Below are 26,487 nucleotides of genomic sequence, written 5' to 3'. Positions count from 1 at the left end.
GACAGGGCTAATTGATAATTTATGGCGGTTTAAAAATATTTAGGGTGTATTCTATGTACTCACCTCCTAGATTTGCCTGTGTTAAAATCCCTCTATTGAGCAATCGAAGTTGCCAATAAAAACAGGAGAACACTAACTATGGCTGAAATGCAGAATGCAGTCCGTTCCTTTGGGCATATTGCGGACAATCCGATTGGGTTAGAAACTTCAGTGACCGGGCCGGTTTGCGAAGGCTTAAATGTAGCCCTAGCAAGCTTTCAAGCGCTTTATTTGCAATATCAAAAACATCATTTTGTGGTAGAGGGGGCTGAATTTTACTCCCTGCATGAGTTTTTCCAAGAAAGTTACGAAGCAGTAGAAGAACACGTTCACGATTTAGGGGAACGATTGAATGGGTTGGGGGGAATTCCCGCCGCGAGTTTTAGTAAATTAGCTGAATTGTGCTGCTGGACCCCAGAACCGGATGGGGTCTATAGCTGCCGTCAGATGGTAGAGCATGACTTAGTGGGGGAACAAGGGATGATTCAATTGTTGCGACGGCAGGCTGCTCAGGCGGAGAGTTTGGGCGATCGCGCCACCCGCTATCTGTACGAGAAAATCCTGCTGGCGACAGAAGAACGCGCTTATCATCTGGTGCATTTCCTCGCCCACGATAGTTTAGTCGTTTCCCGCTAAATAATAAAGAGATTTTCTCAAAGCTGCGTTACTGTAGAAGGAAGTTCAGCTTTCCAAGCTGACCGACTCGACCTATCGATTCTAAACAGAAGAGAACGCTTAAGGCAGAGGGGGGTTTTCCCTCTCTGCATCTTTTTTGGGGGATGGGTCATTTGTCATTGGTGATTTGTCCTTTGTCCTTTCCGGTCCCCGGACCTTGGCAAGGTCCGGGTTAGGGTGGGGTCCTCCGGACGTGGCGATGGCACGTCCCGCACTCTGAGAGGTTGAAGCGCCGGGATGGAGGCTGGAGAAACCTCTTTCTTCGTAACAGGGCGGTAAGCGGAGCTATCCCGTAGGGAATCGCCACGAGGACCCTCCACCCACCCATGCCTCGTGAGGTGCGATCGCCAAGAGGGAACCCCACCCTAACCCGGACCAAGACACAGGGGAGGGAACCGGAGGCGGAGTTAACGAGGATGGGGGGTTAAATTTTCTTAGAAAAAACTTGCAATAAAGTCCAAATTCTGTCTTACTAGATTTATTCCGTTATTGAGGATTAATTTCAATAAGAGGGATAAAATACCGGACAAATATAATTTTGTCAAGACCCTTGGCGGTCAAGTTATGGAGGGGAGTTGTAGCCAGGGAGAAACAGGGACTCGATTTACTGCTCATGTTTCGATGAGTTAGGGAATCTTGCGCCTGGATGCCTGACGCCGGATGCCAAAAGTATCCAAGCTAAGAAAGGCGATCGCGCCCACCATAGCGACCCTACCGGACAAAGGGCCGAATTCTGACCAACCATTGACCATAAATTTGGGTAAGTCGTCATGCCATTTTATACCCAGGCTCAACTCAAAAGCGAACTGCGACAATTGGGCTGTCGCCTGACTCCCCAACGGGAAGCCATCCTCGGCGTCTTTCAAACAATCCCTCAAGGCAACCATTTAAGTGCAGAAGAACTCTACAGTTTGTTGCAGCGTCAGGGGGAGAAAATTAGTCTATCTACAGTGTATCGAACCCTAAATTTGATGGCGCGGATCGGAATTCTGCGGGAACTAGAGTTAGCCGAAGGGCATAAACACTACGAATTGAACAAACCCTCACAACCGCACCATCATCTGGTTTGCGTTCAGTGTCATCAGACGATTGAATTTACCAGTGATTCAATTGCTAAAATTTGTAGCAAGCAAGCAGATTCGGCTCAATTTCAAATGTTAGACGCGCAACTGACCCTTCATGCAGTTTGCCTAGAAGCATTTGAGCAAGGATGGCCCTATTTACTCTCGGAAGATTGGATTTGTCCGAAATCGGGGATGGCGGTGAATCTATCAGAATCGCTCCAAAAGAGCGGTACTGGAGCAGAACATGATTAGAGCAAGAGCAATAGGACAAGGAACCGGGTTTCTGAGCCTAATTTGTTGCTAATTAGCAAAAATGTTGTGAAGAAACCCGGTTTCTAACCCTTACTGTACCCAAGTTCCCCTGAAAAAATGACCCGGGGAGTTTTTCGATTCAAGCGGGCGTCACCACAGGCAAGGATCCGTAGAGCAAGTCATCAAATCTTGTTATTAGCAGAACCGAGTGATACGGATCGGGTGAAACCTCGTAAAATAAACTGGATTTAGCAAAAATGCGATCCGGGGTCAGTCGTCAAAGGTCAGTGGTCAGTTGTAACTGAAAGCTGGCAATTGACAACAGACCCTTGACAATGACAACACAGAACCCACAAGTCGAAAGTTTAAGCCTATGCCCCGTCGCAACGACATCCAGAAAATCCTGATCATCGGCTCTGGTCCTATTGTGATCGGGCAAGCTTGCGAATTTGACTATTCAGGGACGCAAGCTTGTAAAGCGCTCCGAGAAGAAGGATATGAAGTGGTGCTGGTGAACTCGAACCCCGCCACAATCATGACCGACCCCGAAACCGCCGATCGCACCTATATCGAGCCACTGATTCCGGAAGTGCTCGAAAAGGTGATTGCGAAAGAGCGACCCGATGCGCTGTTACCGACTATGGGCGGACAAACCGCTCTGAACTTGGCTGTTACTTTAGCCAAAAGTGGTGTTTTAGACAAGTATGGCGTCGAGTTAATCGGTGCAAAACTAGAGGCGATCGAAAAAGCTGAAGACCGCTTACTGTTTAAAGAAGCAATGGCCCGGATTGGGGTCGCCACCTGTCCCTCGGGAATTGCTACAACCCTGGACGAAGCCAAAGCTGTCGGACACCAAATTGGCAGCTATCCCTTAATTATTCGACCCGCCTATACCCTCGGGGGAACGGGTGGTGGCATCGCCTACAACCAAAAAGAATTTGAAACGATGGCGGCAGGCGGGATTGATGCATCCCCTGTCTCTCAAATTCTGATTGAGCAGTCTCTGCTCGGTTGGAAGGAGTATGAACTAGAAGTGATGCGAGATTTAGCAGATAACGTGGTGATTATCTGCTCGATTGAAAATATCGACCCGATGGGGATTCACACCGGGGACTCGATTACTGTCGCACCGGCACAAACCCTGACGGATAAAGAATATCAACGCCTGCGGGATGCTTCGATCGCCATTATCCGCGAGATTGGGGTGGAAACCGGCGGCTCAAATATTCAGTTTGCCATCAATCCGGTGAATGGGGATTTGATTGTGATTGAGATGAACCCTCGGGTCTCTCGGTCCTCAGCGTTGGCATCCAAAGCAACGGGATTTGCGATCGCCAAGTTTGCCGCTAAATTGGCGGTGGGTTATACCCTGGATGAAATTCCCAACGATATTACCCGCAAGACTCCGGCGAGTTTTGAACCCACCATTGACTATGTGGTAACGAAGATTCCCCGTTTTGCCTTTGAGAAATTCTCTGGATCGGAACCGACTCTGACGACTCAGATGAAGTCTGTGGGTGAAGCAATGGCGATCGGGCGGACCTTTAACGAATCGTTCCAAAAAGCCATGCGCTCAATGGAAACCGGGCGTTCTGGTTGGGGATGCGATCGCCCAGAAATGCTCCCGAGTTTAGAACAAATTCGCGCCGGATTACGCACCCCCAATCCCGATCGCATTTTTACCGTTCGTCATGCGATGTTGATGGGGATGACAGTGGAGGAAATCTACGAACTCACCTGCATTGACGTCTGGTTCCTAGATAAATTCCAAGAACTCCTGGAAACAGAAAAATTCCTCAAGCGATCGCGGCTGGAAGACTTGACAAAAGAGAAAATGTATGCAATTAAACGTCAAGGATTCAGCGATCGCCAAATTGCCTTTGCCACCAAAACCCACGAGGACCAAGTACGGTCCTACCGCGTCGGTTTAGGGGTCAAGCCGGTGTACAAATTAGTCGATACCTGTGCCGCAGAATTTGAAGCGCTCACCCCTTATTACTATTCCACCTACGAAGAAGAATCAGAACAGACCGTTTCCAATAAACGTAAGGTGATGATTTTAGGGGGTGGACCGAACCGGATTGGACAGGGGATTGAATTTGACTATTGCTGCTGTCATGCCTCTTATGCATTGCGGGAAGAAGGATGCGAGACCATTATGGTCAACTCCAACCCGGAAACCGTTTCCACCGATTACGACACCAGCGATCGCCTCTATTTTGAACCCCTCACCAAAGAAGATGTCCTCAATATCATCGAGGCGGAAAATCCGGAAGGGGTGATTATTCAGTTTGGCGGACAAACCCCGCTGAAATTGGCAATCCCCTTGTATGAAGCACTCATGGCGCAAGGGTCCGATCGCATCATCTCCTCAGAAGTAACCACCAAAATTTGGGGAACCTCCCCCGACTCCATCGACATTGCCGAAGATCGGGAACGGTTTGAGAAGATTCTCTGGGAATTGGATATCAAACAGCCTGCGAATGGGATTGCCCGGAGTTATGAGGATGCCTTGGCGATCGCCCAGAAAGTTGGATATCCCGTGGTGGTGCGTCCTTCCTACGTTCTCGGGGGACGGGCGATGGAAATCGTCTATTCCGATGCAGACTTGGAACGGTATATGAAGTTTGCCGTAGAAGTTGAACCTGATCGCCCCATTTTGATTGATAAATTCCTAGAGAATGCAGTCGAGGTGGACGTAGATGCTCTTGCCGATGCCACGGGACAAGTGGTGATTGGGGGCATCATGGAACATATCGAACAAGCCGGGATTCACTCCGGTGACTCTGCCTGTTCGATTCCTTATATCTCCTTGAAACCGGAAGCCTTAGCCACCATTCGGGAATGGACCGTTAAATTGGCCCAAAAACTCAAGGTGATTGGGTTGATGAATATTCAGTATGCGGTGCAAGGGGAACAGGTTTATATCTTAGAAGCCAATCCCCGCGCCTCTCGGACGGTTCCCTTTGTTTCCAAGGCGATCGGGATTCCCTTAGCGAAAATGGCTTCCTTGATTATGTCGGGCAAAACCTTAGAATCTCTCAACTATACCGAAGAGAAGATTCCCGAACATATTGCGGTGAAAGAGGTGGTTCTGCCGTTCAACAAGTTCCCCGGTAGCGATACCCTCTTAGGTCCAGAAATGCGATCGACTGGGGAAGTGATGGGGATTGACACCGATTTTGGCAAGGCATTTGCGAAAGCGGAATTAGGGGCTGGGGTGCGGTTAGCGCTTCAGGGAACGGTGTTTGTCTCCATGAACGATCGCGATAAACCTCTGGTGGTGCCGGTGATTAAAGAGTTCATGGATTTGGGCTTTAAGATTATTGCCACCGATGGCACCCGTAAGGTCCTCCAAGAACAGGGTCTGGAGAATGTGGAACTGGTGTTCAAGGTTCATGAAGGTCGTCCCCATGTCATTGACTGGATTAAGAATGACCAGATCCAGTTTATTATCAACACGCCGACGGGAGAAGAGTCCCAAACTGATGCCCGGATGATTCGCCGCATGGCTTTGGATTATCAACTGCCGATTATTACCACGATCGCCGGTGCAAGGGCAACGGTGGCGGCAATTCGCGCCCTCAAGGATGAACCTTTGGAGGTCAAGGCGATTCAGGATTATCTCAATTAATGGATTCAACCGGCGATTGCATTGGGGTTGATCAGTCATCTCCGGTGCAGTCTCCGGGATGGTTTCATGGGGGTGGACGCTCGGTAATGATGGAGCGATCGCCCCTTTTTTTTGTAGGGGCGAGACCCGGGCAGGGGTTTGAGGCTGGGAAGGGACCTGATACGCCTTGACCTACACCCTATCTGAAAACCCGGGTATAAAAATCAGGATTTTTCTCCAGATTTTCTTCATTTTGTTTTCCAGGATGCATTCTGAAAATTATTTCCTGGGTAATCTCTATATAACTGAGGGCTGGATGGACCTTCTGGGACCAAATGTCAGAATCTGCGCGTCAGGACTAGACATTTCGTTAAGAAATGTTACAATTATTCACATACGACCTGAGAAATTTAAGAAATTTTATGACAACCCCGACATTCGTACTTGCAGCCATGATTTTGGGAATCCTGTATTCATACAGAACAGCGATCGCCTTGTCTTGCCAATCCCAGCTAGAACGGGTTCCGGTTCGGGTTCCAAGCCGTCAGAAGTAAGCAAATAGCAATTCAGGGGTAAACCGGCATTGCCGAATCATCCCTGATTGCATCAGATGTGGCTATCCCGATCCAGATCACCCGGAGGTTACCCCGGTGCGAGATGCCTCCGGTAGGCTACGGGAACGGGCCCTCTTCAGATGGAGAGCCAAGGATACAAGCCACGACAACGAACGTTACCCATTGAGTGAAGAAGCGCCATGAAGACTGCTCAAACTTCTACAGACTTAGTTCGCACTTACCTGCGAGAAATTGGCCGAGTTCCCCTGCTGACCCACGAGCAGGAGATTATATTGGGTAAGCAGGTTCAGCAATTGAGCCTGTTGCATGAGATGAAAGAGACCCTCACCGAACAGTTCGGTCATGAACCGACGGATGTAGAATGGTCACAAGCGGCAGGGTTATCTTTAGTTGAGTTGCAACAGGCGATCGAACAAGGTGAAACCGCCAAGCGCAAGATGGTGGAAGCGAATTTGCGCCTGGTGGTGTCTGTTGCCAAAAAATATATTAAACGCAATGTCGATTTACTCGACTTAATCCAGGAAGGAACCATCGGAATGCAGCGTGGGGTGGAGAAATTTGACCCCACGAAAGGGTATCGCTTTTCCACTTATGCCTATTGGTGGATCCGTCAGGCCATTACTCGGGCGATCGCGGAAAAGGGCCGCACGATTCGCCTCCCCATTCACATTACTGAAAAACTTAACAAAATCAAGAAAGCATCTCGGGAATTATCTCAGCAACTCGGACGCACTGCCACGATTGGCGAGTTAGCGGCAGAATTAGAACTCACTCCGAAGCAAATTCGCGAGTATATGGAACGCGCTAGACATCCCCTCTCCCTAGATTTGCGGGTGGGGGATAATCATGATACAGAACTGAGTGAGTTGTTGGAAGATACCGGACCCTCTCCGGAAGATTTTGCCACCCATTCGGCAATGCGAGCTGATTTAGAAAAATTGATGGCGGAGTTAACCACTCAGCAGCGTGAGGTGATTGCTTTACGGTTTGGGTTGGAAGATGGACAAGCGATGACTCTCTCTAAGATAGGCGATCGGCTCAATATTAGTCGTGAGCGTGTCCGCCAAATTGAACGGGAAGCTCTCACCAAACTCCGCAAGCGCAAAGCGGATATGAATGAATATGTTGCCAGCTAATCGGGTTTCCGTTGGGTTGAGTTGAAAAAAGATGTCTCCTGTTCGTGGGAGGCATCTTTTTTTTGAGGATTGGCGATGGAGTTTTAACCACTGATTTCACTGATTTTCACGGAGACACAGATTTTTTGCTAAAAAAGGGGGGAAATCTGTTGACAAGCGGGGTTGACTTTGATAAATTTATATTTATAATGGGAGGCTTTGCCAAAATATTATTAAAGTCAACATCCCATTATGAATATAATATTGCACAAAGTCAAGCAAGTCAATCCCCCCTTTACATTAAAATAGCGGCAAGTCTAAGGTGAATCCTGGTAAGACGTTTTCGCCAGATAAGCGAGTGGGAAGTGGGACGGTTTCTACGGGTTGAGTAGGGCGATAAATCTCGACTTGTTGGGTTTGTGGATTAATTAGCCAGCCTAATTTTAACCCACTGTTAAGATATTCCTGCATTTTGTCTTGCAGTTGCTTTAATGAGTCGCTACGAGACCTCAGTTCTATGACAAAATCGGGACATATAGGGACAAATTTTTCCTGTTGTTCCTGGGTGAGAGATTCCCAGCGCGCATTCTCCACCCAAGCAACATCCGGGGACCTTTTACCTCCCTGGGGTAAGATGAATATTGTCGATGAACTAAAGACTTTTCCTAGTTGACTTTGACGGTTCCAAATTACGACATTGGCGTTCAAATCAGACTCTCGAATGCCGCTGATTCCTCCCACTGGTGGCATGATGAGTAATTCTCCTTGGGCGGTTTCTTCCAGTCGCCAATTTTCATTGATTTGGCAGAGTTGATAAAATTGGTCGTCGCTGAGGTTGACGGTTTTTAGGTTTAAAACAATCGGTTCTGAAGTCATGTAGATTTATTCTGGATTTTTAACCACTGATTTCACTGATTTTCACGGAGATTTAGATTTTTTGCTAAAAAAGGGGGGAAATCTGTTGACAAGCGGGATTGACTTTGATAAAGTTATATTTATAATGGGAGGCTTTGCCAAAATATTATTAGAGTCACCATCCCATTATGAATATAATATCGCACCCAGTCAAGAAAGGCAATACCCCTCACCTATCTTTTTTGGCCGCGCCTAGGGGGAGGAACGGACCCCAAAAAGTGAGGGGTTCATCCCACCTTTTGAGGGCGACAAGCTTCGGCGATCATGGTGCGAATTTCGGTGCAGAGTCGCTCAAAACTTAATCCTTGTTTTTGGAGGATGGTTTGGACTGAGCCTTTGAGTTGTAGATACTCTTGGGGAGTAATATCTTTGGCGGTCATGACGACGACGGGGATCGATCGCCCGTGCGGATATTGTTTTAACGCATTTAAAAACTCAAATCCATCCATTTCTGGCATCATTAAATCGAGTAAAATTAAATCCGGGGGATGAGCGGCGATCGCCTCTAAACCGCGACGACCATTCTCTGCCACAAAGGTTTTCCAGCCTTGGTGTTCTAGGACACGCTTGAGGAGTTCCCGAGTCGCCGGATCATCCTCCACAATTAGTATCGATTCCACAGGAGGAGTGTCTGGGGAGGATTCTTCTTGGCGTTGCTGATACTTATGCAATAATGCAATCAAGCGATGGCGATCGATGGGTTTAGTCATGTAATCGGAAGCGCCTAGAGCCATCCCCATTGGCTTATTATCCATCATAGTGAGAACGATGGTGGGGATATCCGCGAGTTCTGAGTCTGCTTTGAGGGCGCACAGAACAGACCAGCCATCTTGATGAGGCATCATCACATCTAGGGTAATCGCATCGGGGTGGAGTTCCTTGGCGAGTTCTAGTCCCCGATCGCCCGAGGAGGCGACTGCCACCCTCCAGCCTTCTTTAGTCAAAAACCGCTGCATCAGGTCATGAACCGTCGGGTCATCATCAATCACCAAAATAGTTTTTGCCGTCTCTGGGAGTGCATCTAAGTCAGTGGAGGACGAGTCCTGTTCTACATTGGGGAGGGTTTTAACTTGTGCCGGAAGGAGCATGGTAAAGGTAGAGCCTTCCCCCTCACGACTGGTGACCATAACATCACCCCCCATCATCTCACAGAAGCGCTTGGCGATCGCCAACCCGAGACCCGTCCCGCCATACTTGCGGGTGGTGGAGGCATCCGCTTGATTAAACGCCTCAAATAATCGACTGATTTGCTCCGGTGTCATGCCAATTCCCGTATCCTTGATTTTAAAGCAAATCCAATCGGATTCAGAGAGAGGAACTCCCGGGGTTACAAAAGCCGAATCCTGTGGTTGTGCGAGGACTGCACGGAGGACCGCCTCGGGGGAATCTTGGGGTTGGGGGTTGGGGATGCGGGTGACTTCCAGGGAAATCGTGCCATTTTCTGTAAATTTGGCGGCATTGGAGAGCAGGTTAAATAAATTTTGTCTAACTTTGGTTAAGTCAGCCCACATTGAGCCAAGTTTCGCCGCAAATCGGACCGCCATCTGATTGCTATTTTTTTCGATTAGGGGTTGGATGGTACTGACCACTTCCTGGAGAGTGGATTCAATATCGAAGGGTTCTAAGTACAGTTCCATGCGACCCGCCTCAATTTTAGACAGGTCGAGGATATCATTGATAATCCCGAGTAAATGCTTTCCAGCGCCGTGAATTTTTTGAAGGTCCAAGCTTAAGTCTTCTTGACCCATATCTTCGGCATCTTCTTGTAACATTTCACTGTAACCGAGGATGGCATTGAGCGGGGTCCGCAGTTCATGACTCATGTTGGCTAAAAATTGACTTTTAGCGCGGTTGGCGGCGATCGCCGCATCTTTTTTCTCTTCAATGGTTTGATTCGCCAGTTGGAAGAGGCGAGAGTGAGCGACTAAGAGAATATGCAAATCTAAAAATCGCACTTGTCCATTGGGAAGGACCAGGGCGATCGGTTCGTAGGCTTGGTGGGGGTCACGGGCTAGGGCAATATCAACCGCTTGGTGGATTTTACAGGAGGCGGGGAGATGCAGGGTCGGGGAATAGATGCCAGATTTGATTTCCACCGCTTGGATGGTGGTCCACAGGACGGAGATGGGACGTTTGAGATAAATTTCTAATCCGTAGGGACGACTGAGCCATTCAAAAAATTTTCGGCGGGAAATGATGCCGAGGGGTTGTTCATCGGAGATAATCATCACGCCGGGTAACTCCGGGTGAGTTTGAAAAGCATGGCTGACCACCTGTCCTAGGGTAGAGGCGGGAACTTGAAAATCATGGGAAGGTAAATCTGCTAAGGTTGAATCTAGGGTAAGCCGGTCCTGTTCTGGGTAAAGCACGATCGCAGTCCTCCCTATACTGACCCAGAAACTACTCGGCTGTAGTGGAACCCTGGGGTTACCGGGTTGCAGCCTAGGAGTTCTACAGAGCAAACAGCCGCACCCTCAAGGGTGGGTCTATACGGAATTAGCCCGCGCAGGCGGGCTAAAGTGTAAAGTAAATCAAGTAGGTGTTTGACAATCAGATTTATTATCAGTCGGGTCACCTCAATCTGCCCCTTGCTCGTCTTGGCAAGGGGAAGTGCTATACGCCTACTTTCTTTTCGTAACCTGAACTGGGTTTTCAACCCTATCATCCTGCGCTCCCTCCACTGGATACTTTTCAAAACAATGCCTGAACTCGTGAGCGATTTGGGGTGGTTGTGTTACTCCATTAGGTTAGCGGGAAAGTGAAAGCGGTAAGGCAGACGGACCGTAAAAGTCGAGCCCGAACCGAGTTCGCTAGAAACTGCGATCGCCCCTCCTATCATCTGACAAAATCGCTGACCGATCGCCAGTCCCAAGCCGGTTCCCCCATACTTGCGGGTCGTACTGGGGTCAGCCTGAGTAAAGGCATTAAAAATCTGCTTGATCTGGTCTGATGTCATCCCAATTCCAGTATCAATCACGCGAAACTCAATCCAGTCCAAGGGAGGTTCGGGGGGAAATCCCCGGTGGGGAATCCGTCTCACTTCCAAGGTAATGGTCCCATTTTCGGTAAATTTAGCAGCGTTGCTTAATAAATTCAACAGCACTTGCCGAACTTTGTTTAAATCGGAATACATTTGGCCCAGATCCGGGGGATAGTCAACCTGGAGGTGATTTCCATTTTTCTGGACTAAGGGGTGAATCGTCGCCACTGCTGTCTCGATTACTGGGGCGATCTCAAAGGTTTCGAGGTAAATATCCATTTTACCGGCTTCAATTTTGGAGAGATCGAGAATATCATTAATCAAGCTCAAGAGATGCTTTCCGGCAAACTGAATCTTTTTGAGGTCGGGAATAAAATCGGGGATGCCGACGTCTTCGGCTTCTTCTTCGAGGATTTCACTATAGCCGACGATCGCATTGAGCGGGGTTCGTAGTTCATGGCTCATGTTGGCCAAAAACATACTTTTGGCTTCGTTAGCAGCTTCGGCAGCTTCTTTGGCCTGGTATAGCATGAGTTCCGCTTGTTTGCGACTGGTAATGTCTCGGACGATCACGATGGTTTGGTTTTCCAGCAGGGGGAGAAGTCGGGCTTCAAAGTATTTGAGGCGATCGTTGACGGTTAAGGCGTATTCTCGATAGACTAAATTGCGATTGGCTTTAACTTCATCCAGGGCTTCTATAAAGGTTTGACTGACATCTGAGGGGAGGACTTCATGAATTGTACGCCCCAGAAATTGTTCCGGAGGCCGGTAAAGGTCAGATAATTTTCCGGCTTGATAATCTAAAATTGTGGCCTGGTGATCGAGTTTAAAGTATAAATCGGGCAGGGCTTTAAAAATGGCTTGCAGTTCCGAGGTTGTATGGTATAATTTTTCTTCATACTCTTTGCGTTCCGTGATATCCCGGGTGATGGAAACGATACAGGGAACTCCTTCTAAGACAATAGATTCGGCACAGAATAAGCCGATGCGAATGGACCCGAATTTCATTCTAAAGTGGATTTCGCGATCAATGACTCGACCGGAGGTTTGTAATTCATCAATACAGGCTTTTTGTTCGGATTCATAGACCCAAATATTCAAGTCCGTCGAGTTTTTGCCGATGACTTCAGCCCACTCAAAGCCGGACATTTCTAGGAAGCGATCGTTCACTTCAATATAACGGCCTTCTGCGAGGGTGGTAATGGCGATCGCATCGGGAGAGGCGCGAAAGGCTTTAGAAAACTTTTCCTGAGAGACGCGCAGGGCCTCTCGCGCCCGTTGGCGATCGGTAATATCGGTTTGGGACCCGGCAAACCGATAGGGGTTGCCATCAGCATCCCGAACCGCCATTCCCCGCACCAGCATCCAGAGGTAGGACCCATTTTTATGCAAGATGCGATATTCCGTTTGTAAGTGAGGGCTCCGTCCTTTTAAGTGGGCCTTGATATCCGCTTCGACTCGTTCCAAGTCATCGGGGTGAATGCGACTGAACCATTCATCGGGATTGGACCCGATTTCGTCGGGATGAACCCCGATCGCCGACTTCCATCGGGGGGAAAAATAGATTTCTTGGGTGTTCAAATCCCAGTCCCATATCCCATCATTAGCCCCGGCAACGGCGATCGCATACCGTTCCTGACTCTTCTGGAGGGCAAAGGTGGCCCGTTCCACCGCTAACTGCATTTCCCAAGGTTTTCTGACCCAGATAAAGGTAGATAATCCACAGGAGAAGGCTAAAAAGCCGCCGAGGGAGTATAACCAGCCCAGGGGTCTACTCACGGGCCATCCGCCCAAGGGGATGGCGGCCATTTGCCAGGACCCGTTGGGTAAGGAAACATCCAGGAGAACCGGGTTGTGATTAAACAGGTCTGGATTTCCGAAAAATACCGCCCCTTCGGACCCTAACCCATCTTGTCCGCGAATGGCGTACTCGACGGGAATGGGAGTATGGAAGGGAGATGGACTCAGGCCGCGCTTGCCTCGGGGAGGCGTGGCGATCGCCTTGTTTATGGGCAGGAGTTTAGCATCGGTGAAAATGACCTCCGGATCAATGATAATGGCCACCAGACCCCAGTAATCACCCTCACCGGGACTATTCGGGGAATTCAGAAAAATGGGAGTGCGACTAATTAATGCCCTACCCCCCTGAACTAACGGTGTCGGACCGGCAACGAGGGTACTTTTACTCTCGATACTTTGTCGGACAATGTCTTGAGAGGTGTAATATTCCAGGAGGTTGAGGCCCAGGGCGCGTTCATGACCCTCTAACGGATAAAGATGACTAATAATATTATCTTTAGCCAACTGAATATTCAAAATCCCCGTTTGCTCGGAGATCATGACTTGGGCAAGGCGCTCAAATTGTTGAGGGGTAACATAGGGATGGTTGGAAACGTAGGCAAGCAGACCCCGAGTAATAAACAGTCGGGAGTTTAAGGCGCTTTCGAGTCTAGCGCGCTTGGTACTGAGTTGGAGCAAGACGTCCGTGCGAATTTGCTGACGGTTGCGTTCAATTTCCGACTGAGCCAGGGCCCAAACTCCGGCTATAACCAGGCCAGCCGAACAGACAGCAGCAATGTAAGGTGACAATCGCGATCGCATCACACTCTCATATTTATTCTTGATTCAAGTACCCACAACTCAGGGATAGCTATTTTTACGAAAGCAAAACCTGATGGATCTGAGGCCCCTTCAATTCAGCCAGGGATTTGCCTCTTCTGTCCTGATAGCTCAGGGGATTGTAGAAGTTAGCATTTTTCCAACTGAAGCCGTTTTAATGGGTTAAAATTTTCCCTTGATTAATTAGCTTATCCTATTTTACCCAAAAGATTGTAGAGATTTGAAGGAAATTATCTCACAGGGATGCTATAAAAAATTCTGGCCGTTTCATATTGTATTTAAGGCTACTATTTTCAGCGGAGGCAATCAAACGAAATGCCTCCGCACTCACCCACTCTTGTCCCTAAATCAGCAAATCCTGACGCGGCTTAAACGTTTCAATCTGACGCAATTTTTCGTAGAGTTCTCGTTCCTGGTCCGTGACCTGTTTCGGGACCGAAATCACAATTTCCACGAGTTGGTCACCGCGCTTGCCATCGCCGGTGGGATAGCCCTTATTGGCAAGGCGCAACCGTTTACCCGGTCCAACCCCTGGGGGAAGCGTCATTTTCACCAACCCATCGAGGGTCGGGACTTCCACCGGCCCACCGAGGACCGCCTCACAGGGGGAAATCGGGAGTACACAGTAGATATCTGCACCTTCAACCTTAAAAAACCCGTGGGGGGCAACGGTGATTTTTAAATACAAATCCCCCCCATTCATGCCTTGACCGCGTAGGCGAATCCGTTGACCCGTCACCATTCCAGTTGGCATCGTCACTTCCAGCGATCGCCCATCTTCCAGGCGAATCCGTTCCCGACCTCCGGTATAGGCTTTTTCCAGGGGTAAAGTCAGCCGCGCTTCCACATCCCGGGGGTTAGGACGCGCCGGAATGGTGTAAGCCGTTTTGCTACTACGGGGTTGAAAGGCATCGCGATCGCTGGCGGTGGTCGTGGTCCCTACCCCCACCCCAGCGGTCCGGGTTTCCCGACGTCCCAGCAGTTCATCTACAAAACTGTCAAAATTGGCATATTCCGAGAAATTGCTCGAACTGCGAGGTTCCGGGGACGACCCTGCCGCAAACGGGTTGCTGCGACTGTTCCAAGTTGGGGGTCGCACAGCAGCGCGACCTTTAAACCCTTTCTTGCCCAAAAACCGACTAAATTCATCATATTGCGCCCGTTTGTTCGGGTCCGAGAGGACCTCGTATGCTTCCGAGAGGTCCTTAAATTTTTCCTCGGCGGCTTTATTGCCCGGATTCAGGTCTGGGTGATACTGCCTTGCCAGTCGCCGGTAGGCTTTTTTAATCGACTCCGTAGAGGATTCTTTCGTCAAGCCGAGAATTTCGTAATAATTGCGCCAGTTCTGCATATCCGCGATTTTAGACGTTAGATTTTGGATTGTTATCAATTAGATGGACGGACGACCTTGGAGTTATGGAGGGGACTGCGGTTGGGTTGCCGCTGCCACGGCGCGAGGGGACCCTACCGAACCCCGCTTCCCCTCACCAAAGCGCGATCGCAATCCAAAATCGTTCGCGCACGCTTGATTTTACAACCACTCTTCATCATCGTCATCCCAATCTTCATCCTGGTAGGGATTATTGTAACGGTTTGGGCTACTCGTCCCCGGGACCGAGGACCGTCCCCGGCGTCGGGGTCCGCGACTATCTCCGGGATAAAAATCTCGCGGTTGGGAGGCGCGACTGTCTCCGGGATAGATTTCTCGGGATTGGGGTCCGCGATTGTCTCCGGAATAGATGTCTCGGGATTGGGGTCCGCGACTGTCTCCGGAATAGATGTCTCGGGATTGGGGTCCGCGACTGTCTCCGGGATAGATTTCTCGCGGTTGCCGATAGGCTGTCTCAAAGAAATCATCTTTCACCGAGTCTCGTTCCGGTCGATCGTCGGTAAAAGCACGACGAATTGATCCAAAGATACTCTCTTCCTCTTCCGTCTCTTGAGTGCGCCGATAGATTTCCCGGTTGAGTTCGTAGACTGCATCTTGAAGGTCAGACTGGGCTAAGTCGATTCCCCGTTCATCCCCCCGTTCTAAACTCTGGCGCAGATCTCGGATGGCAGTTTCAATCCGTCCGCGATGGGGGGCTACAAATTGGATGCCATAATCCAAGGTCGCCTCTCGGAGTTGCCGTTCTGCTTGATAGGCTAATGCCTCGACTCGGTTGCGTTTTTCGACTCGTTCCCGGCGTTCGCGATCGACTTGGGCATATTCATCGGCCTCCTGAATCATCCGCACGACTTCCGATTCGCTGAGGGTAGAGGCCCCCTGAATGACCACACTCTGCTCACGCCCGGTCATGCGGTCTAAGGCCGTCACCTGCAAAATTCCATTGGCATCCACATCAAAGGATACTTGAATTTGGGGAACTCCCCGAGGTGCGGGTGGAATTCCGGTCAATTTAAACCGTCCCAAGGATTTATTATCGGCCACCATTTCCCGTTCCCCTTGGACGATATGAATTTCTACGACGGTCTGATTATTCTCTGATGTGGAAAAGATATCAGAACGTCGGACAGGAATGGTGGTGTTGCGGGGAATTAATTTTTTCATCACCCCACCGATGGTTTCTAGTCCCACGGAAAGGGGAGTGACGTCTAATAGCAGGACATCGCGGATTTCTCCGGCGAGAATTCCTGCTTGGATGGCTGCACCGACGGCAACGACTTCATCGGGGTTGACGTTTTGATTGGGTTCGCGATCGATTAAGCTGCGGACCAGTTCTTTGACCAGGGGAATGCGGGTGGAACCACCAACGAGAACGACTTCATCGATTTGGGCGGGACTCATTCCTGCATCGGTGAATGCCCGCTTGAGGGGAATGCGAAGTCGGCGAATTAGGTCGCCGCAGAGGGCTTCAAATTGCGATCGCGTTAGTTTGGTTTCGAGGTGTTTGGGTCCTTCTGCCGTGGCGGTGATAAAGGGCAGGTTGACATCGGTGACTTGCACGCCAGACAGTTCAATTTTGGCTTTTTCCGCTGCTTCAATCAACCGCTGCAAACTCTGGCGATCGCGTCGCAAATCGACATCTTCTGCGGCGAGGAATTGCTCCGCCAGCCAGTCTACAATTTTCTTATCAAAATCATTGCCCCCCAACTGCGTATCCCCAGCAGTAGACTTGACCTCAAACACCCCATCCCCGACTTCCAGGATGGAAACGTCAAAGGTGCCACCCCCCAAGTCAAAGACGAGAATGGTTTTATAATCCAACTGGTCAAAGCCATAGGCTAAGGAGGCGGCTGTCGGTTCATTGATGATTCGCTTCACATCCAACCCAGCAATCCGTCCCGCGTTGCGCGTGGCCTGTCTTTGAGCATCGTTAAAATAAGCCGGAACCGTAATCACTGCGCCGGTTACAGGTTCTCCCAAATAGCGGCTGGCTTCGTCTACCAGTTTCCGCAAAATCATTGCCGAGACTTCTTCGGCGGAGAAGTCTTTTTTCAACCGAGGACATTTGATTTTGATGTTGTCCTCGTCATCGCGCCGGATGGTGTAGGGAACTCGCTTGGAGTCCGGGGAAAGTTCGGCATAGCGGCGTCCCATAAACCGCTTGATGGCATAAAAGGTATTTTGGGGATTGAGCACCGCTTGCCGACGGGCCATTTGCCCCACCAGCAGTTCCCCTTCTTTGCTAAAACCGACTACGGAGGGAGTTGTCCGCGTTCCTTCTGCATTGGCAATCACCACCGGCTTGCCTCCCTCCATTACTGCGACCACTGAGTTTGTTGTCCCCAGGTCAATGCCGACTACTTTGCCCATGCTGTTGTCTCCACCTCTCGTGTTTTACTGCTTGGATTAACAATTAAACTGATTTCGGGTTGGTTGGCTAGTTGGAACTTGTTACAAGAAGCGATCGCCACAGCCAGTGGCGACATAAGAGTTAACCCTAAGTTGCAATACTCAGGATATTGCTTTCTGACTTTATTCTATCTTGCGTCAGCACTGTAGCGGTTTTGACCTCAGTCCGCCAGACTCTCCTGCCGGGGGGCTGGGAAAACCCCAGGTCTGTCCTTCCCTCACCCCATCCAGGGACGCCCGTACCGTTGTTAAATCCCCAGCAGTAGGGTGGGCAATGCCCACCCTACGACTTGCGGAAGTTGACTTTTGGTCTGAACTGGGTTTTCGGAGGCTAAACTAGAGATTGAGGAGTTTTGCCGATCGCCTCGGTGGAGGGGGTTGGCTGGCAAGCAGAAAGATTGATGGTGTGAGGGGCGAGGCTTACCGATTCCCGGTTCTTTACGTTGAGGCTGTACAAATTGTACTGTTGATCACTCGTTTCGGGTTGAGTCAGGACGGATTGCGGGAGGAAGGTAAGCCCCGAATCGACGTTAATGCATTATTCCGAGGAGTTGGAAAATGTCGTCGTTTGGATATTTTCGCCTAGAACCCCGACCTGAACATATTCGGGCGGTACTTGAAGCCCTGAAGCAACAAGATGCGATCGCCCCACAAGAGTTGGCTAAATTGTCTGGATTAACGTTAACTCAAGTCAAATGTGCCCTGAGTGAATTAGAACTCAGGGCTAAAATCAAAATTCTCCGTCGCGATTCTACCCCCCGGGTGCGAGTTTCCTTGGTGAAGCGATGGGAATGCAACAGTCCGGACCTGAAAACTTGTTAGTCCATTTCGCGATTTTGGGAGTCTTGATTAAGCCTTGAAGAGTTTAGACCCCTGGCCTATCCAGTAGCATATCCCAGAGAATTCGGCGGCGTCAAGATTTCCCTAATCTCGGCGTTGCCTCTTTTTTATCCGGGTTCTCCAGGAGATTTTAGGAGTTATTTTCCCAGATAGAGATGTAGTCTGATTTTTGGGTTGTAAATTCTTTTTTCTAACGCTATCTATTCTCATGTTTTTTAGGTTTATAAAACAATGAAAGGAAAGTTGCTCAAGTTTTTCCCTAGCCTAGTAAATGCACGGCTTTTGAAAAATGTCAAGGAAAATATTCCCCCTTCGGTCAAGCGCAAAGGAAAACTTACTCAGCGATATACGGCTGATTTGCTAACGGGCAATTTAGGGAAGTTGGTCAAATTACCCCCCTTATCTTGCAGAAACTTAGAATTATTTGAATCTCAAATCACTATCCGCCAAATTATACCCAACAACAGTTATTTAGAAAATAAAAAGCATAATTTAGCCACAGCGATCGCCTGCATTGAAAATATTCCCATCCACCCGGGTCAAATTTTTTCATTTTGGCATTTAGTCGGAGAACCCAGCCAACAAAAGGGATACCTAGAAAGTCGGGCGATCGTCAACAATCAACTGAAATATGATTTTGGCGGCGGTTTATGCCAGCTACCCGGACTCCTGTATCTTTTAATCCTCAAAGCCGGTTTAAATGCCCTAGAACGCCATCCCCATTCTAAAGATATCTACACTGAAGAAACCCGCTTCGCCCCCTTGGGTTCCGATGCCACAGTAGTTTATGGGTACAAAGACTTCCGATTTCAAAATACCTTATCCGTTCCCCTCTGTTTCCGCTTCACCCTACTGGAGGAAGGGATTATCGCGGAACTCTGTTCCCCTCAACCCCTGGAAGAATTCAGCGTAGACTTTAAAGTAACCCAACTAGCAGAAGGCATTAAGCAAGTGGAAACCCTCCGCTATTCTCAACTTACCGACTCCCGGGAAAAAATCAATACTACGATTTATCCTCCCTTGGACCCTGATGCTGTTCCCTTGTAAGTTTATCTTGTCAAACCAGGAAGGCGATCGCCTTCCTGCACCGAGTATTTTGGTCTAATTTATGAGATAATTTATCACAGAGTAGCCCGAAACCCTATCTGACGTCCACCCAGGTTTAAATCATGTCAACTTCTCCGGAAAAACTTCAGACTTTTATCACCTACTGTCAGCAACATATCAAAGGCGATGAGAAGGGAGAGGCACAAGTCTTTTTAGACCGTTTCTTTCGGGCATTTGGTCATGAAGGGGCATTAGAAGCCGGTGCCAGTTATGAGGAACGAGTTAAAAAAGGTAGCAAAACGGGCAAAACCGGCTTTGCTGATTTGGTCTGGAAACCTCGGGTTTTGATTGAAATGAAAAAACGCGGGGAAAAGCTTCAAAAACATTATTCCCAAGCGTTTGATTATTGGACTCGCTTAGTTCCTGATCGCCCTCGGTATGTCCTCCTCTGCAACTTTGATGAGTTCTGGATTTTTGATTTTGATATCCAACTCGATACTCCCATCGATATCATTAGTTTACAACAATTACCGGAACGGGCCGGGGCGTTCACCTTCATGGAATTGGAGAACCGAACCCCGGTTTTTAATAACAATCAAGTTGAAGTCACCGAACGTGCCGCCCGACGCTTAGGAGAGTTATTTATAGAACTCAAAAAAACCGGAACCCGTCGGGGATTTACTGAATCCGTTGGTCAACGATTTATTCTGCAATGTGTGTTAGCCATGTTTGCAGAAGACCGAGGACTATTACCGCGAGATTTATTTATTTCCTGTGTGCAAGACTGTTTGAATGGTGCAAGTTCTTACGATGTTCTCGGCGGCTTATTCCGAGAAATGAATGCACCGGGAATCACCAGTGCCGGACGATATAAAGGGGTAGATTATTTTAATGGCGGCTTGTTTTCGGTGATTCATTCCATTGAATTAACCCGGGAAGAGTTGCAATTTTTGGATGTTTCAGCGCGGGAAGATTGGAGTCAAGTCAGACCCGCAATTTTTGGCAATATCTTCGAGGGTTCAGTGAATGAAAAAGAACGTCATACTTACGGAATTCACTACACCTCAGAAGCGGATATTATGAAAATTGTCCGCCCGACGATTAGCCGGTATTGGGAGGAACGAATCGAAGCAGCTACCACCATTCCCGAACTCAATGGCTTACAGATGGAATTGCAAAGCTATCGCGTTCTTGACCCCGCTTGTGGTTCAGGAAATTTTCTCTATATTGCCTATCAAGAATTGAAGCGCATCGAACAGCTATTACTCGAAAAAATAGCCAGCCGTCGCAAGTCTCCTCGGGAACAATTGGAAATCGGGTTTGTGACACCGTTGCAGTTTTATGGCATGGATACCAATCCGTTTGCGGTGGAGTTGGCAAGGGTGACCCTGGCGATCGCCCGCAAGGTGGCGATCGATAAATTTGGCTTGACCGAAAACCCTTTACCCCTGGATACCTTAGATAAAAATATCGTCTGCCAAGATGCTTTATTTAACAAATGGCCGAAAGTTAATGCCATTATTGGAAATCCACCCTTTTTAGGAGGAAAACATTTAAGAATTAACTTAAGTGATGATTATATTGATCGGGTCTTTGCTCGTTTTCCAAATGTTAAAGATTCCGTTGATTTTTGTGCCTACTGGTTCCGGTTAGCCCATGATTGTATAGATACTAACGGAAGGGCTGGATTAGTTGCCACGAACTCAGTCAGTCAGGGAAAAAGCCGAGTGGCAACTTTAGACTATATTACCCAAAATGGCGGTTACATTCATGAAGCGGTTTCTTCTCAACCTTGGTCCGGTGAGGCGAATGTCCATGTGAGTCTGGTTAACTGGGCAAAAGAAGAACCCAATCAATATTATTTAGATAATAGCCTTGTTTCTTCCATTAATTCTTCCCTAAAATCTACCCTTGATGTATCTCAAGCGGTCAGACTAAATGCCAATAAAAATCGCTGCTTTCAAGGTATAATTCCCGTAGGAAAAGGTTTTATTGTAACCGAACAACAAGTCAAAACTTGGATTCAAGCGGATCCAAAAAATCAAGATGTTCTCAAACTGTTTTCAATGGGGGCAAATTTAGCTAAGAATCCCCAAGGTAAACCAGACCGTTGGATTGTTGATTTTAATGATATGACAGTTGAAGATGCCAGCGATTATATTTTCCCGTTTCAACATATTCAAGCAACTGTTAAGCCAGAACGGGATAAAAATAGAGATGCCAAATCAAGAACGTACTGGTGGAGATTCCTACGCCATCGCCCTGAAATGAGAAATGCGATCGCCCCTCTCTCCCATTACTTCACCGTTCCTAGAGTCTCGAAATGGGCGATATTTATTCCAGCTACTTTAAATTGGCTACCCGGAGATCTCAATGTTGTTGTGGCATCGGATGATTTCTACATTCTGGGAATTTTAACCTCCAAGATACATCGGATCTGGGTCAAGGCTCAAAGTTCAACGTTGAAAGGTGATACCCGTTACACTCACAACACCTGCTTTGAAACGTTCCCTTTCCCCCAAACTCCTGATCTCAACCGGGTAACTTCCATTCGCGAAATCACCCAAAAACTCCATGACTATCGCACCCAACAAATGGAATCAAAACAATGGGGAATCACTCAACTGTATAATCACTTCTTTGACGAACCCACCAGTCAATTATCTAAACTCCATGCAGAATTAGATAAACAGGTCATGGAAGCCTATCACTTCCAACCCACTGATGATATTTTAGAGAAATTGTTGCAATTGAATGGAGAACTTGCGGAAAAAGAGACCCGAGGCGACTTGGTTTTAGGTCCCCAAGCACCCTAAATACCGCTCAAAATTATGGTACAATAACACCCCATTCGCCTACGATTCCGCAGGACCTGTCTCATTTATGAACCCCCAAACTAGACCGATCGCTGTAGATTTATTTGCCGGTGCAGGCGGAATGACCCTGGGTTTTGAACAGGCGGGTTTTGACGTGCTTGCAGCAGTGGAAATTGACCCGATCCATTGTGCCACCCACGAATATAATTTCCCCAAATGGAAAGTTTTGTGCAGAAGTGTGGTAGAGGCAACTGGGGAAGAGATTAGAACCCAGTCGGAAATAGGCAGCCGCGAGATTGATGTGCTTTTTGGAGGTCCCCCCTGTCAAGGCTTTTCCCTGATGGGTAAACGCGCTTTAGATGACCCGCGCAATTCCCTGGTGTTTCACTTCATCCGCATCGTGACTGAACTCCAACCGAAGTATTTTGTAATGGAAAATGTTCGGGGATTAACCATCGGTCCCCATAAGCAGCTTTTAGAAGAAGTTATCGATAAATTTCACCACTGCGGTTATCAGGTTCTGACTCCCTATCAAGTGCTTAACTCGGCTTATTATGGCGTTCCCCAAAATCGCGAACGGCTCTTTTTAATCGGATGTCGCGAGGGATTGTCTTTACCGAACTATCCCACCCCCATTACCAATCCTCCGGGATGCAAAAAGTTACGCCATTTATCGGATCTACCAGCAACGCCAACGGTTTGGGAGGCGATTCAAGATTTGCCGAGGGTAGAACAGTATGCAGAATTGCTCGATCGCGACTGGATTTCCTACGAATACCCATCCGCAAGTGCTTATGGAATTCAGATGCAGGCACTCTGTACACCTTCTCACCATTACGCCTATCCCCGGGACTGCGATCGCAGCATTCTCACCGGAAACCATCGCACCCAGCATACCCAACCGGCGATCGATCGCTTCAAAGCCACCCCTCCCGGCAAATCCGAACCCATCAGTCGCTTCCACAAGCTAGATCCCCAGGGATTATGTAATACATTAAGAGCAGGAACTCCCAGCAATCGGGGTGCTTATACTTCCCCTCGTCCCATTCATCCATTTGAACCTCGTTGTATTACTGTTCGCGAGGCGGCGCGTCTACACTCTTACCCGGATTGGTTTCGCTTCCATGTCACGAAATGGCACGGATTCCGCCAAATTGGGAATTCTGTTCCCCCACTCTTAGCCGAAGCCGTTGCTACAGAGATTATCCGGGTGTTAGGAATAGCAACGATTTCTCCCTCTGTCCCCATGCCTCTGCAACATCCAGAGTTGCTAAAACTGCCGATGTCGGCAGCAGCAGCGCAATATCAAGTCGATCCGCATACGATCGAACCGCGATCGCGCCGAACTTCAGACATCACCCAACGCAGCCCTCAGTAGATTCACGGAATACAAACTCCCTTGAGCGACTCTAACCTGGTACATCGGGTGAGGGAGGGGCCGCACCAGCTATCCCGGGTTCTCCTCCCGCACCCTTCCCCGAGGACCCAGTTCTACAATCTTAGCATTCTCTGGATTTGCCGCCTCCCCAACAGGCGATCGGTCAGGAATGGGTCCAGGGTTCCTCCCTCCAGGGTCTTATACTCTATCTGGATATCTTGACAATTTTGCTATCATTTTTTTAGTATTTCTGCTTATCCCCCGCCCTCAAACCCTTATTTTCCCTTTCCCCCAGACCCCACTGCTTTCTCCTATCTTTATAATCTCCGTGAATTTACGGTCTATTTTTAAAGATCTGGTAAAGTAACTCAGATTCAGGGTTGACAGATATATCAGGGGAATGGTTTAAATGATATAAAGGGATCGTAAGTGAAGTGGGTCAGAACGGTTAACAATACTGTCACTACAGTAAATACCGGACACTGACTTGAGTCGGTATGCTCAGTGACCATTAGGGATGATCACGCCACTGAGCCATCAAACTTAAGACAAATCAGTCCCTCAGTGAGGGTTGATCTCCTTCCACTCCCTATAGGGTTTTCAGGGAAAGGTAGGATTCACTAGAGGGTGTTCAGGGAAAGGTAGGATCGAGGTTCAGGACACCAGCAATGTCTTCGAGGAGTCTAACGGACTCATGCATTCGAGCACTCCTCAGAACCGAAAGTTTAGGGCTTTTTTAAAATCCGAGGAAAAGAGTAGGAATTCCTACCCAACTTTCCATCGACGTGGCAGACGTGACGCTTGTCTCAGAAAGTCTGTTCCCGAGCGGTTCAATTTCTTTTAGAAATTTCTGAACCGCTACATTAGGGAATAGATTTCTAACGTCATCTCTCTTCAGGATGGCAAGTAAATATAGGTATCTCCTCCTATTTTCTATATCTATAAATATCTAGTCACAGGGGAAGAAGTGACTAAAATTTAGGCTGCTAGATTTTTTTAAGAAATCTAGCTAACACTTGATTTGCCTAAATTTTAGGAGCCTTTCCAACTTTATCATGCTTAAAAATAAGCCCAAATAAAATTAAAATAAATTTCAAAATATCTATTGACATCTAGCAAGGAAATGGGATAGAAATGGGGAACTAGCGGATAACTCCCGGGAAACAAGCCTAAAGTAAATTTAGGTAAAAAACCGAGATAATTATCGCCAATACAGCGTTAAATCTAGCTAAAACTTCTAAGACTGGGTAAGCCAGTCCTCTCAAACAAAAAACTTTGTCCTAACCTACAGGAGATAAATCAAGTGTCGAATACCACCACCTCTTTTGTGCTAAATGAATTTACCGGAAGTGATGCTCAAGTCGAGGTCACGTTAAGCGACATAGGAGAAGATGTAGTTCAAGTTAGCTTAAAAGTTGTATCCGGTTACCTAGCGGATGCAGTTGGATTTTTTGCAGACTTTAACGACCTGGATGTTAATAATAACTTTACGATTACGGCAGTTGATTCAAAGCCGGGTCCTTTATTAACAGTGGGTACAACAACTGGGTCAGGACTCCTCTATCTGGATGATTCCGGTTCGACGATAGACGGAGAAGGAGATCTAGACAGTAATGTCAATCTCAACGGACAGGGAATTAAACGAGACTATGCTCTGGGGGTACAAATTGGGGCTGGAGGTTTAGGAGGAGGGGACGATTACCAAGAAGTAACCTTCAATCTTTCCACAGCAGGGCTGAGTACCAGTAATTTCAGTAAAATCGGGATGCGCTTACAGAGTGTTCTTGATGATGGGACACGAGACGGAAGCAGTAAGCTCGAAGGGGTACCGGACACCGAGACGCCAACACCATTGGTGGCGATCAGCAAGGTAACCAACGGTGCAGACGGTCAAACGATTTTGGCTGGAGAAGATATCACTTGGACTTACCTGGTCACCAACACCGGCAATGTCACCCTGACGAATCTTCAGGTCACCGATGACAACGGGACTCCTGATCAGACCAGTGACGACTTTGTTGTGGGTACAATTGCTGAACTTGTGGCAGGGCAGTCCCAGAGCCTGAACTTCTTTGGTGGTCAAGCAATTATCGGTGAATACAGTAACATGGGTAAGGTGGCCACAACCTACAATACGACCCCTGTTACTTCTGAAGACTCCAGCGATTACTTTGGTGCAGATCCCGGAATTGCGATCGATAAGGTAACCAATGGTGCAGATGGTCAAACGATTCTCGCAGGTACTGAGATCAATTGGACCTACACAGTGACCAATACAGGGAACGTAGCGCTATCTAATGTCAGCGTGACGGATGACAAAGAGGGAACTATCGCAAACCTCGTGAGTGGTGACATCGATGAAGATGGTAGCTTGGATACTAATGAAACCTGGGTCTACGAAGCAACAGGGACAGCGGTTGCCGGGGAATATACCAACATGGGTCGAGTCGAAGGTTCCTTTACCGATGACTTAGGGAACGAAGCGACCCCAACGGCTGAAGACCCCAGCGATTACTTTGGTGCGGATCCTGGAATTGCGATCGATAAGGTGACTGATAATGGTGTCCTCCAAGCCGATGGTCTGGTAATTCAAGAGGGTAGTGCCATTGACTGGATCTATACCGTCACTAATACCGGCAATGTGGGTCTGTCTAACGTCGTAGTCACGGATAATGACCCGGGAGTGCTGAAGGGGTGACAATCCGGCTACAAACTAGACTGGATAAGGGACATAGCTCTTAGGCCCCTTCGATAAAAAGGCCG

16 protein-coding genes are annotated in these 26,487 nt (G+C 48.3%); 10 read left to right on the top strand and 6 right to left on the bottom strand.

What is annotated here, in order from left to right:
- Window positions 1–138: 138 nt before the first annotated feature.
- The 5 genes from dpsA to NG795_RS22810 all read left to right on the top strand — a co-directional run bounded on the left by dpsA (window position 139) and on the right by NG795_RS22810 (window position 7,354).
- Entirely contained in the window at window positions 139–675 is a 537-nt protein-coding gene (gene dpsA / locus NG795_RS22830; protein ID WP_367290936.1) for a DNA starvation/stress protection protein DpsA, read from the top strand.
- A gap of 809 nt (window positions 676–1,484) precedes the next feature.
- The gene (locus tag NG795_RS22825; RefSeq protein ID WP_367290935.1) at window positions 1,485–2,030 is read left to right on the top strand and encodes a Fur family transcriptional regulator; all 546 of its coding nucleotides are present in this window, start codon (window positions 1,485–1,487) and stop codon (window positions 2,028–2,030) included.
- Window positions 2,031–2,403: 373 nt separating this feature from the next.
- On the top strand, window positions 2,404–5,664 hold the full coding sequence (gene carB, locus NG795_RS22820; protein ID WP_367290934.1) for a carbamoyl-phosphate synthase large subunit: 3,261 nt from the start codon (window positions 2,404–2,406) through the stop codon (window positions 5,662–5,664).
- Between the two features lie 401 nt (window positions 5,665–6,065).
- Window positions 6,066–6,197: a hypothetical protein gene (locus NG795_RS22815; protein ID WP_256556175.1), complete on the top strand. Its 132-nt coding sequence runs from the start codon at window positions 6,066–6,068 to the stop codon at window positions 6,195–6,197.
- A 200-nt stretch (window positions 6,198–6,397) separates the two neighbouring features.
- A complete protein-coding gene (locus NG795_RS22810; protein WP_367290933.1) occupies window positions 6,398–7,354 on the top strand; it encodes an RNA polymerase sigma factor, RpoD/SigA family in 957 nt (318 codons plus the stop codon).
- Window positions 7,355–7,633: 279 nt separating this feature from the next.
- Here the strand turns inward: NG795_RS22810 and NG795_RS22805 are convergent, their stop codons facing one another.
- The 6 genes from NG795_RS22805 to NG795_RS22780 form a co-directional block, all read right to left on the bottom strand.
- On the bottom strand, window positions 7,634–8,209 hold the full coding sequence (locus NG795_RS22805) for a Uma2 family endonuclease (RefSeq protein WP_367290932.1): 576 nt from the start codon (window positions 8,207–8,209) through the stop codon (window positions 7,634–7,636).
- Window positions 8,210–8,475: 266 nt separating this feature from the next.
- Complete coding sequence (locus NG795_RS22800; RefSeq protein ID WP_367290931.1) at window positions 8,476–10,617, bottom strand: response regulator; 2,142 nt, start codon at window positions 10,615–10,617, stop codon at window positions 8,476–8,478.
- Between the two features lie 365 nt (window positions 10,618–10,982).
- Entirely contained in the window at window positions 10,983–13,829 is a 2,847-nt protein-coding gene (locus NG795_RS22795) for a PAS domain S-box protein (RefSeq protein ID WP_367290930.1), read from the bottom strand.
- 361 nt (window positions 13,830–14,190) lie between these two features.
- The gene (locus NG795_RS22790; RefSeq protein WP_367290929.1) at window positions 14,191–15,198 is read right to left on the bottom strand and encodes a DnaJ C-terminal domain-containing protein; all 1,008 of its coding nucleotides are present in this window, start codon (window positions 15,196–15,198) and stop codon (window positions 14,191–14,193) included.
- 180 nt (window positions 15,199–15,378) lie between these two features.
- Window positions 15,379–17,604, bottom strand: coding sequence for a molecular chaperone DnaK (gene dnaK / locus NG795_RS22785; RefSeq protein ID WP_367290928.1), 2,226 nt, complete (start codon window positions 17,602–17,604; stop codon window positions 15,379–15,381).
- The gene (locus NG795_RS22780; protein WP_367290927.1) at window positions 17,592–17,720 is read right to left on the bottom strand and encodes a hypothetical protein; all 129 of its coding nucleotides are present in this window, start codon (window positions 17,718–17,720) and stop codon (window positions 17,592–17,594) included. The genes dnaK and NG795_RS22780 overlap by 13 nt, the downstream gene beginning before the upstream one ends.
- A gap of 481 nt (window positions 17,721–18,201) precedes the next feature.
- On the opposite strand from NG795_RS22780, the gene NG795_RS22775 reads away from it, so the two are divergent.
- The 5 genes from NG795_RS22775 (at window position 18,202) to NG795_RS22755 (ending at window position 26,422) form a co-directional block, all read left to right on the top strand.
- Window positions 18,202–18,465: a DprA-like winged helix domain-containing protein gene (locus NG795_RS22775; RefSeq protein WP_367290926.1), complete on the top strand. Its 264-nt coding sequence runs from the start codon at window positions 18,202–18,204 to the stop codon at window positions 18,463–18,465.
- A 249-nt stretch (window positions 18,466–18,714) separates the two neighbouring features.
- Window positions 18,715–19,530 (top strand): VanW family protein, encoded by an 816-nt coding sequence (locus NG795_RS22770; protein WP_367290925.1) that lies wholly within the window; start codon window positions 18,715–18,717, stop codon window positions 19,528–19,530.
- A 122-nt stretch (window positions 19,531–19,652) separates the two neighbouring features.
- Window positions 19,653–22,346 (top strand): DNA methyltransferase, encoded by a 2,694-nt coding sequence (locus NG795_RS22765; protein ID WP_367290924.1) that lies wholly within the window; start codon window positions 19,653–19,655, stop codon window positions 22,344–22,346.
- 67 nt (window positions 22,347–22,413) lie between these two features.
- On the top strand, window positions 22,414–23,724 hold the full coding sequence (locus NG795_RS22760; RefSeq protein WP_367290923.1) for a DNA cytosine methyltransferase: 1,311 nt from the start codon (window positions 22,414–22,416) through the stop codon (window positions 23,722–23,724).
- 1,303 nt (window positions 23,725–25,027) lie between these two features.
- Window positions 25,028–26,422 carry a CLIPPER-2 domain-containing protein gene (locus tag NG795_RS22755; RefSeq protein WP_367290922.1) on the top strand — a complete coding sequence of 465 codons (1,395 nt, stop codon included), beginning with the start codon at window positions 25,028–25,030 and terminating at the stop codon, window positions 26,420–26,422.
- The last annotated feature ends 65 nt before the right edge of the window (window positions 26,423–26,487 follow it).

Origin of the sequence: Laspinema palackyanum D2c, from assembly GCF_025370875.1 — a bacterium.
Lineage (GTDB): Bacteria > Cyanobacteriota > Cyanobacteriia > Cyanobacteriales > Laspinemataceae > Laspinema > Laspinema palackyanum.
The sequence above is the reverse complement of the archived record's forward strand: the minus strand, read 5'-3'. Positions and strand labels throughout refer to the sequence as shown.

What these genes read in the sequence shown, in the direction of transcription:
- dpsA (WP_367290936.1), top strand. Translation starts at nt 139, where the DNA reads ATGGCTGAAATGCAGAATGCAGTCCGTTCCTTTGGGCATATTGCGGAC.
- NG795_RS22790 (WP_367290929.1), bottom strand. Translation starts at nt 15,198, where the DNA reads ATGCAGAACTGGCGCAATTATTACGAAATTCTCGGCTTGACGAAAGAA.
- NG795_RS22775 (WP_367290926.1), top strand. Translation starts at nt 18,202, where the DNA reads ATGTCGTCGTTTGGATATTTTCGCCTAGAACCCCGACCTGAACATATT.
- NG795_RS22815 (WP_256556175.1), top strand. Translation starts at nt 6,066, where the DNA reads ATGACAACCCCGACATTCGTACTTGCAGCCATGATTTTGGGAATCCTG.
- NG795_RS22770 (WP_367290925.1), top strand. Translation starts at nt 18,715, where the DNA reads ATGAAAGGAAAGTTGCTCAAGTTTTTCCCTAGCCTAGTAAATGCACGG.
- carB (WP_367290934.1), top strand. Translation starts at nt 2,404, where the DNA reads ATGCCCCGTCGCAACGACATCCAGAAAATCCTGATCATCGGCTCTGGT.
- NG795_RS22765 (WP_367290924.1), top strand. Translation starts at nt 19,653, where the DNA reads ATGTCAACTTCTCCGGAAAAACTTCAGACTTTTATCACCTACTGTCAG.
- NG795_RS22780 (WP_367290927.1), bottom strand. Translation starts at nt 17,720, where the DNA reads ATGTCGCCACTGGCTGTGGCGATCGCTTCTTGTAACAAGTTCCAACTA.
- NG795_RS22760 (WP_367290923.1), top strand. Translation starts at nt 22,414, where the DNA reads ATGAACCCCCAAACTAGACCGATCGCTGTAGATTTATTTGCCGGTGCA.
- NG795_RS22810 (WP_367290933.1), top strand. Translation starts at nt 6,398, where the DNA reads ATGAAGACTGCTCAAACTTCTACAGACTTAGTTCGCACTTACCTGCGA.
- NG795_RS22795 (WP_367290930.1), bottom strand. Translation starts at nt 13,829, where the DNA reads ATGCGATCGCGATTGTCACCTTACATTGCTGCTGTCTGTTCGGCTGGC.
- NG795_RS22825 (WP_367290935.1), top strand. Translation starts at nt 1,485, where the DNA reads ATGCCATTTTATACCCAGGCTCAACTCAAAAGCGAACTGCGACAATTG.
- NG795_RS22805 (WP_367290932.1), bottom strand. Translation starts at nt 8,209, where the DNA reads ATGACTTCAGAACCGATTGTTTTAAACCTAAAAACCGTCAACCTCAGC.
- dnaK (WP_367290928.1), bottom strand. Translation starts at nt 17,604, where the DNA reads ATGGGCAAAGTAGTCGGCATTGACCTGGGGACAACAAACTCAGTGGTC.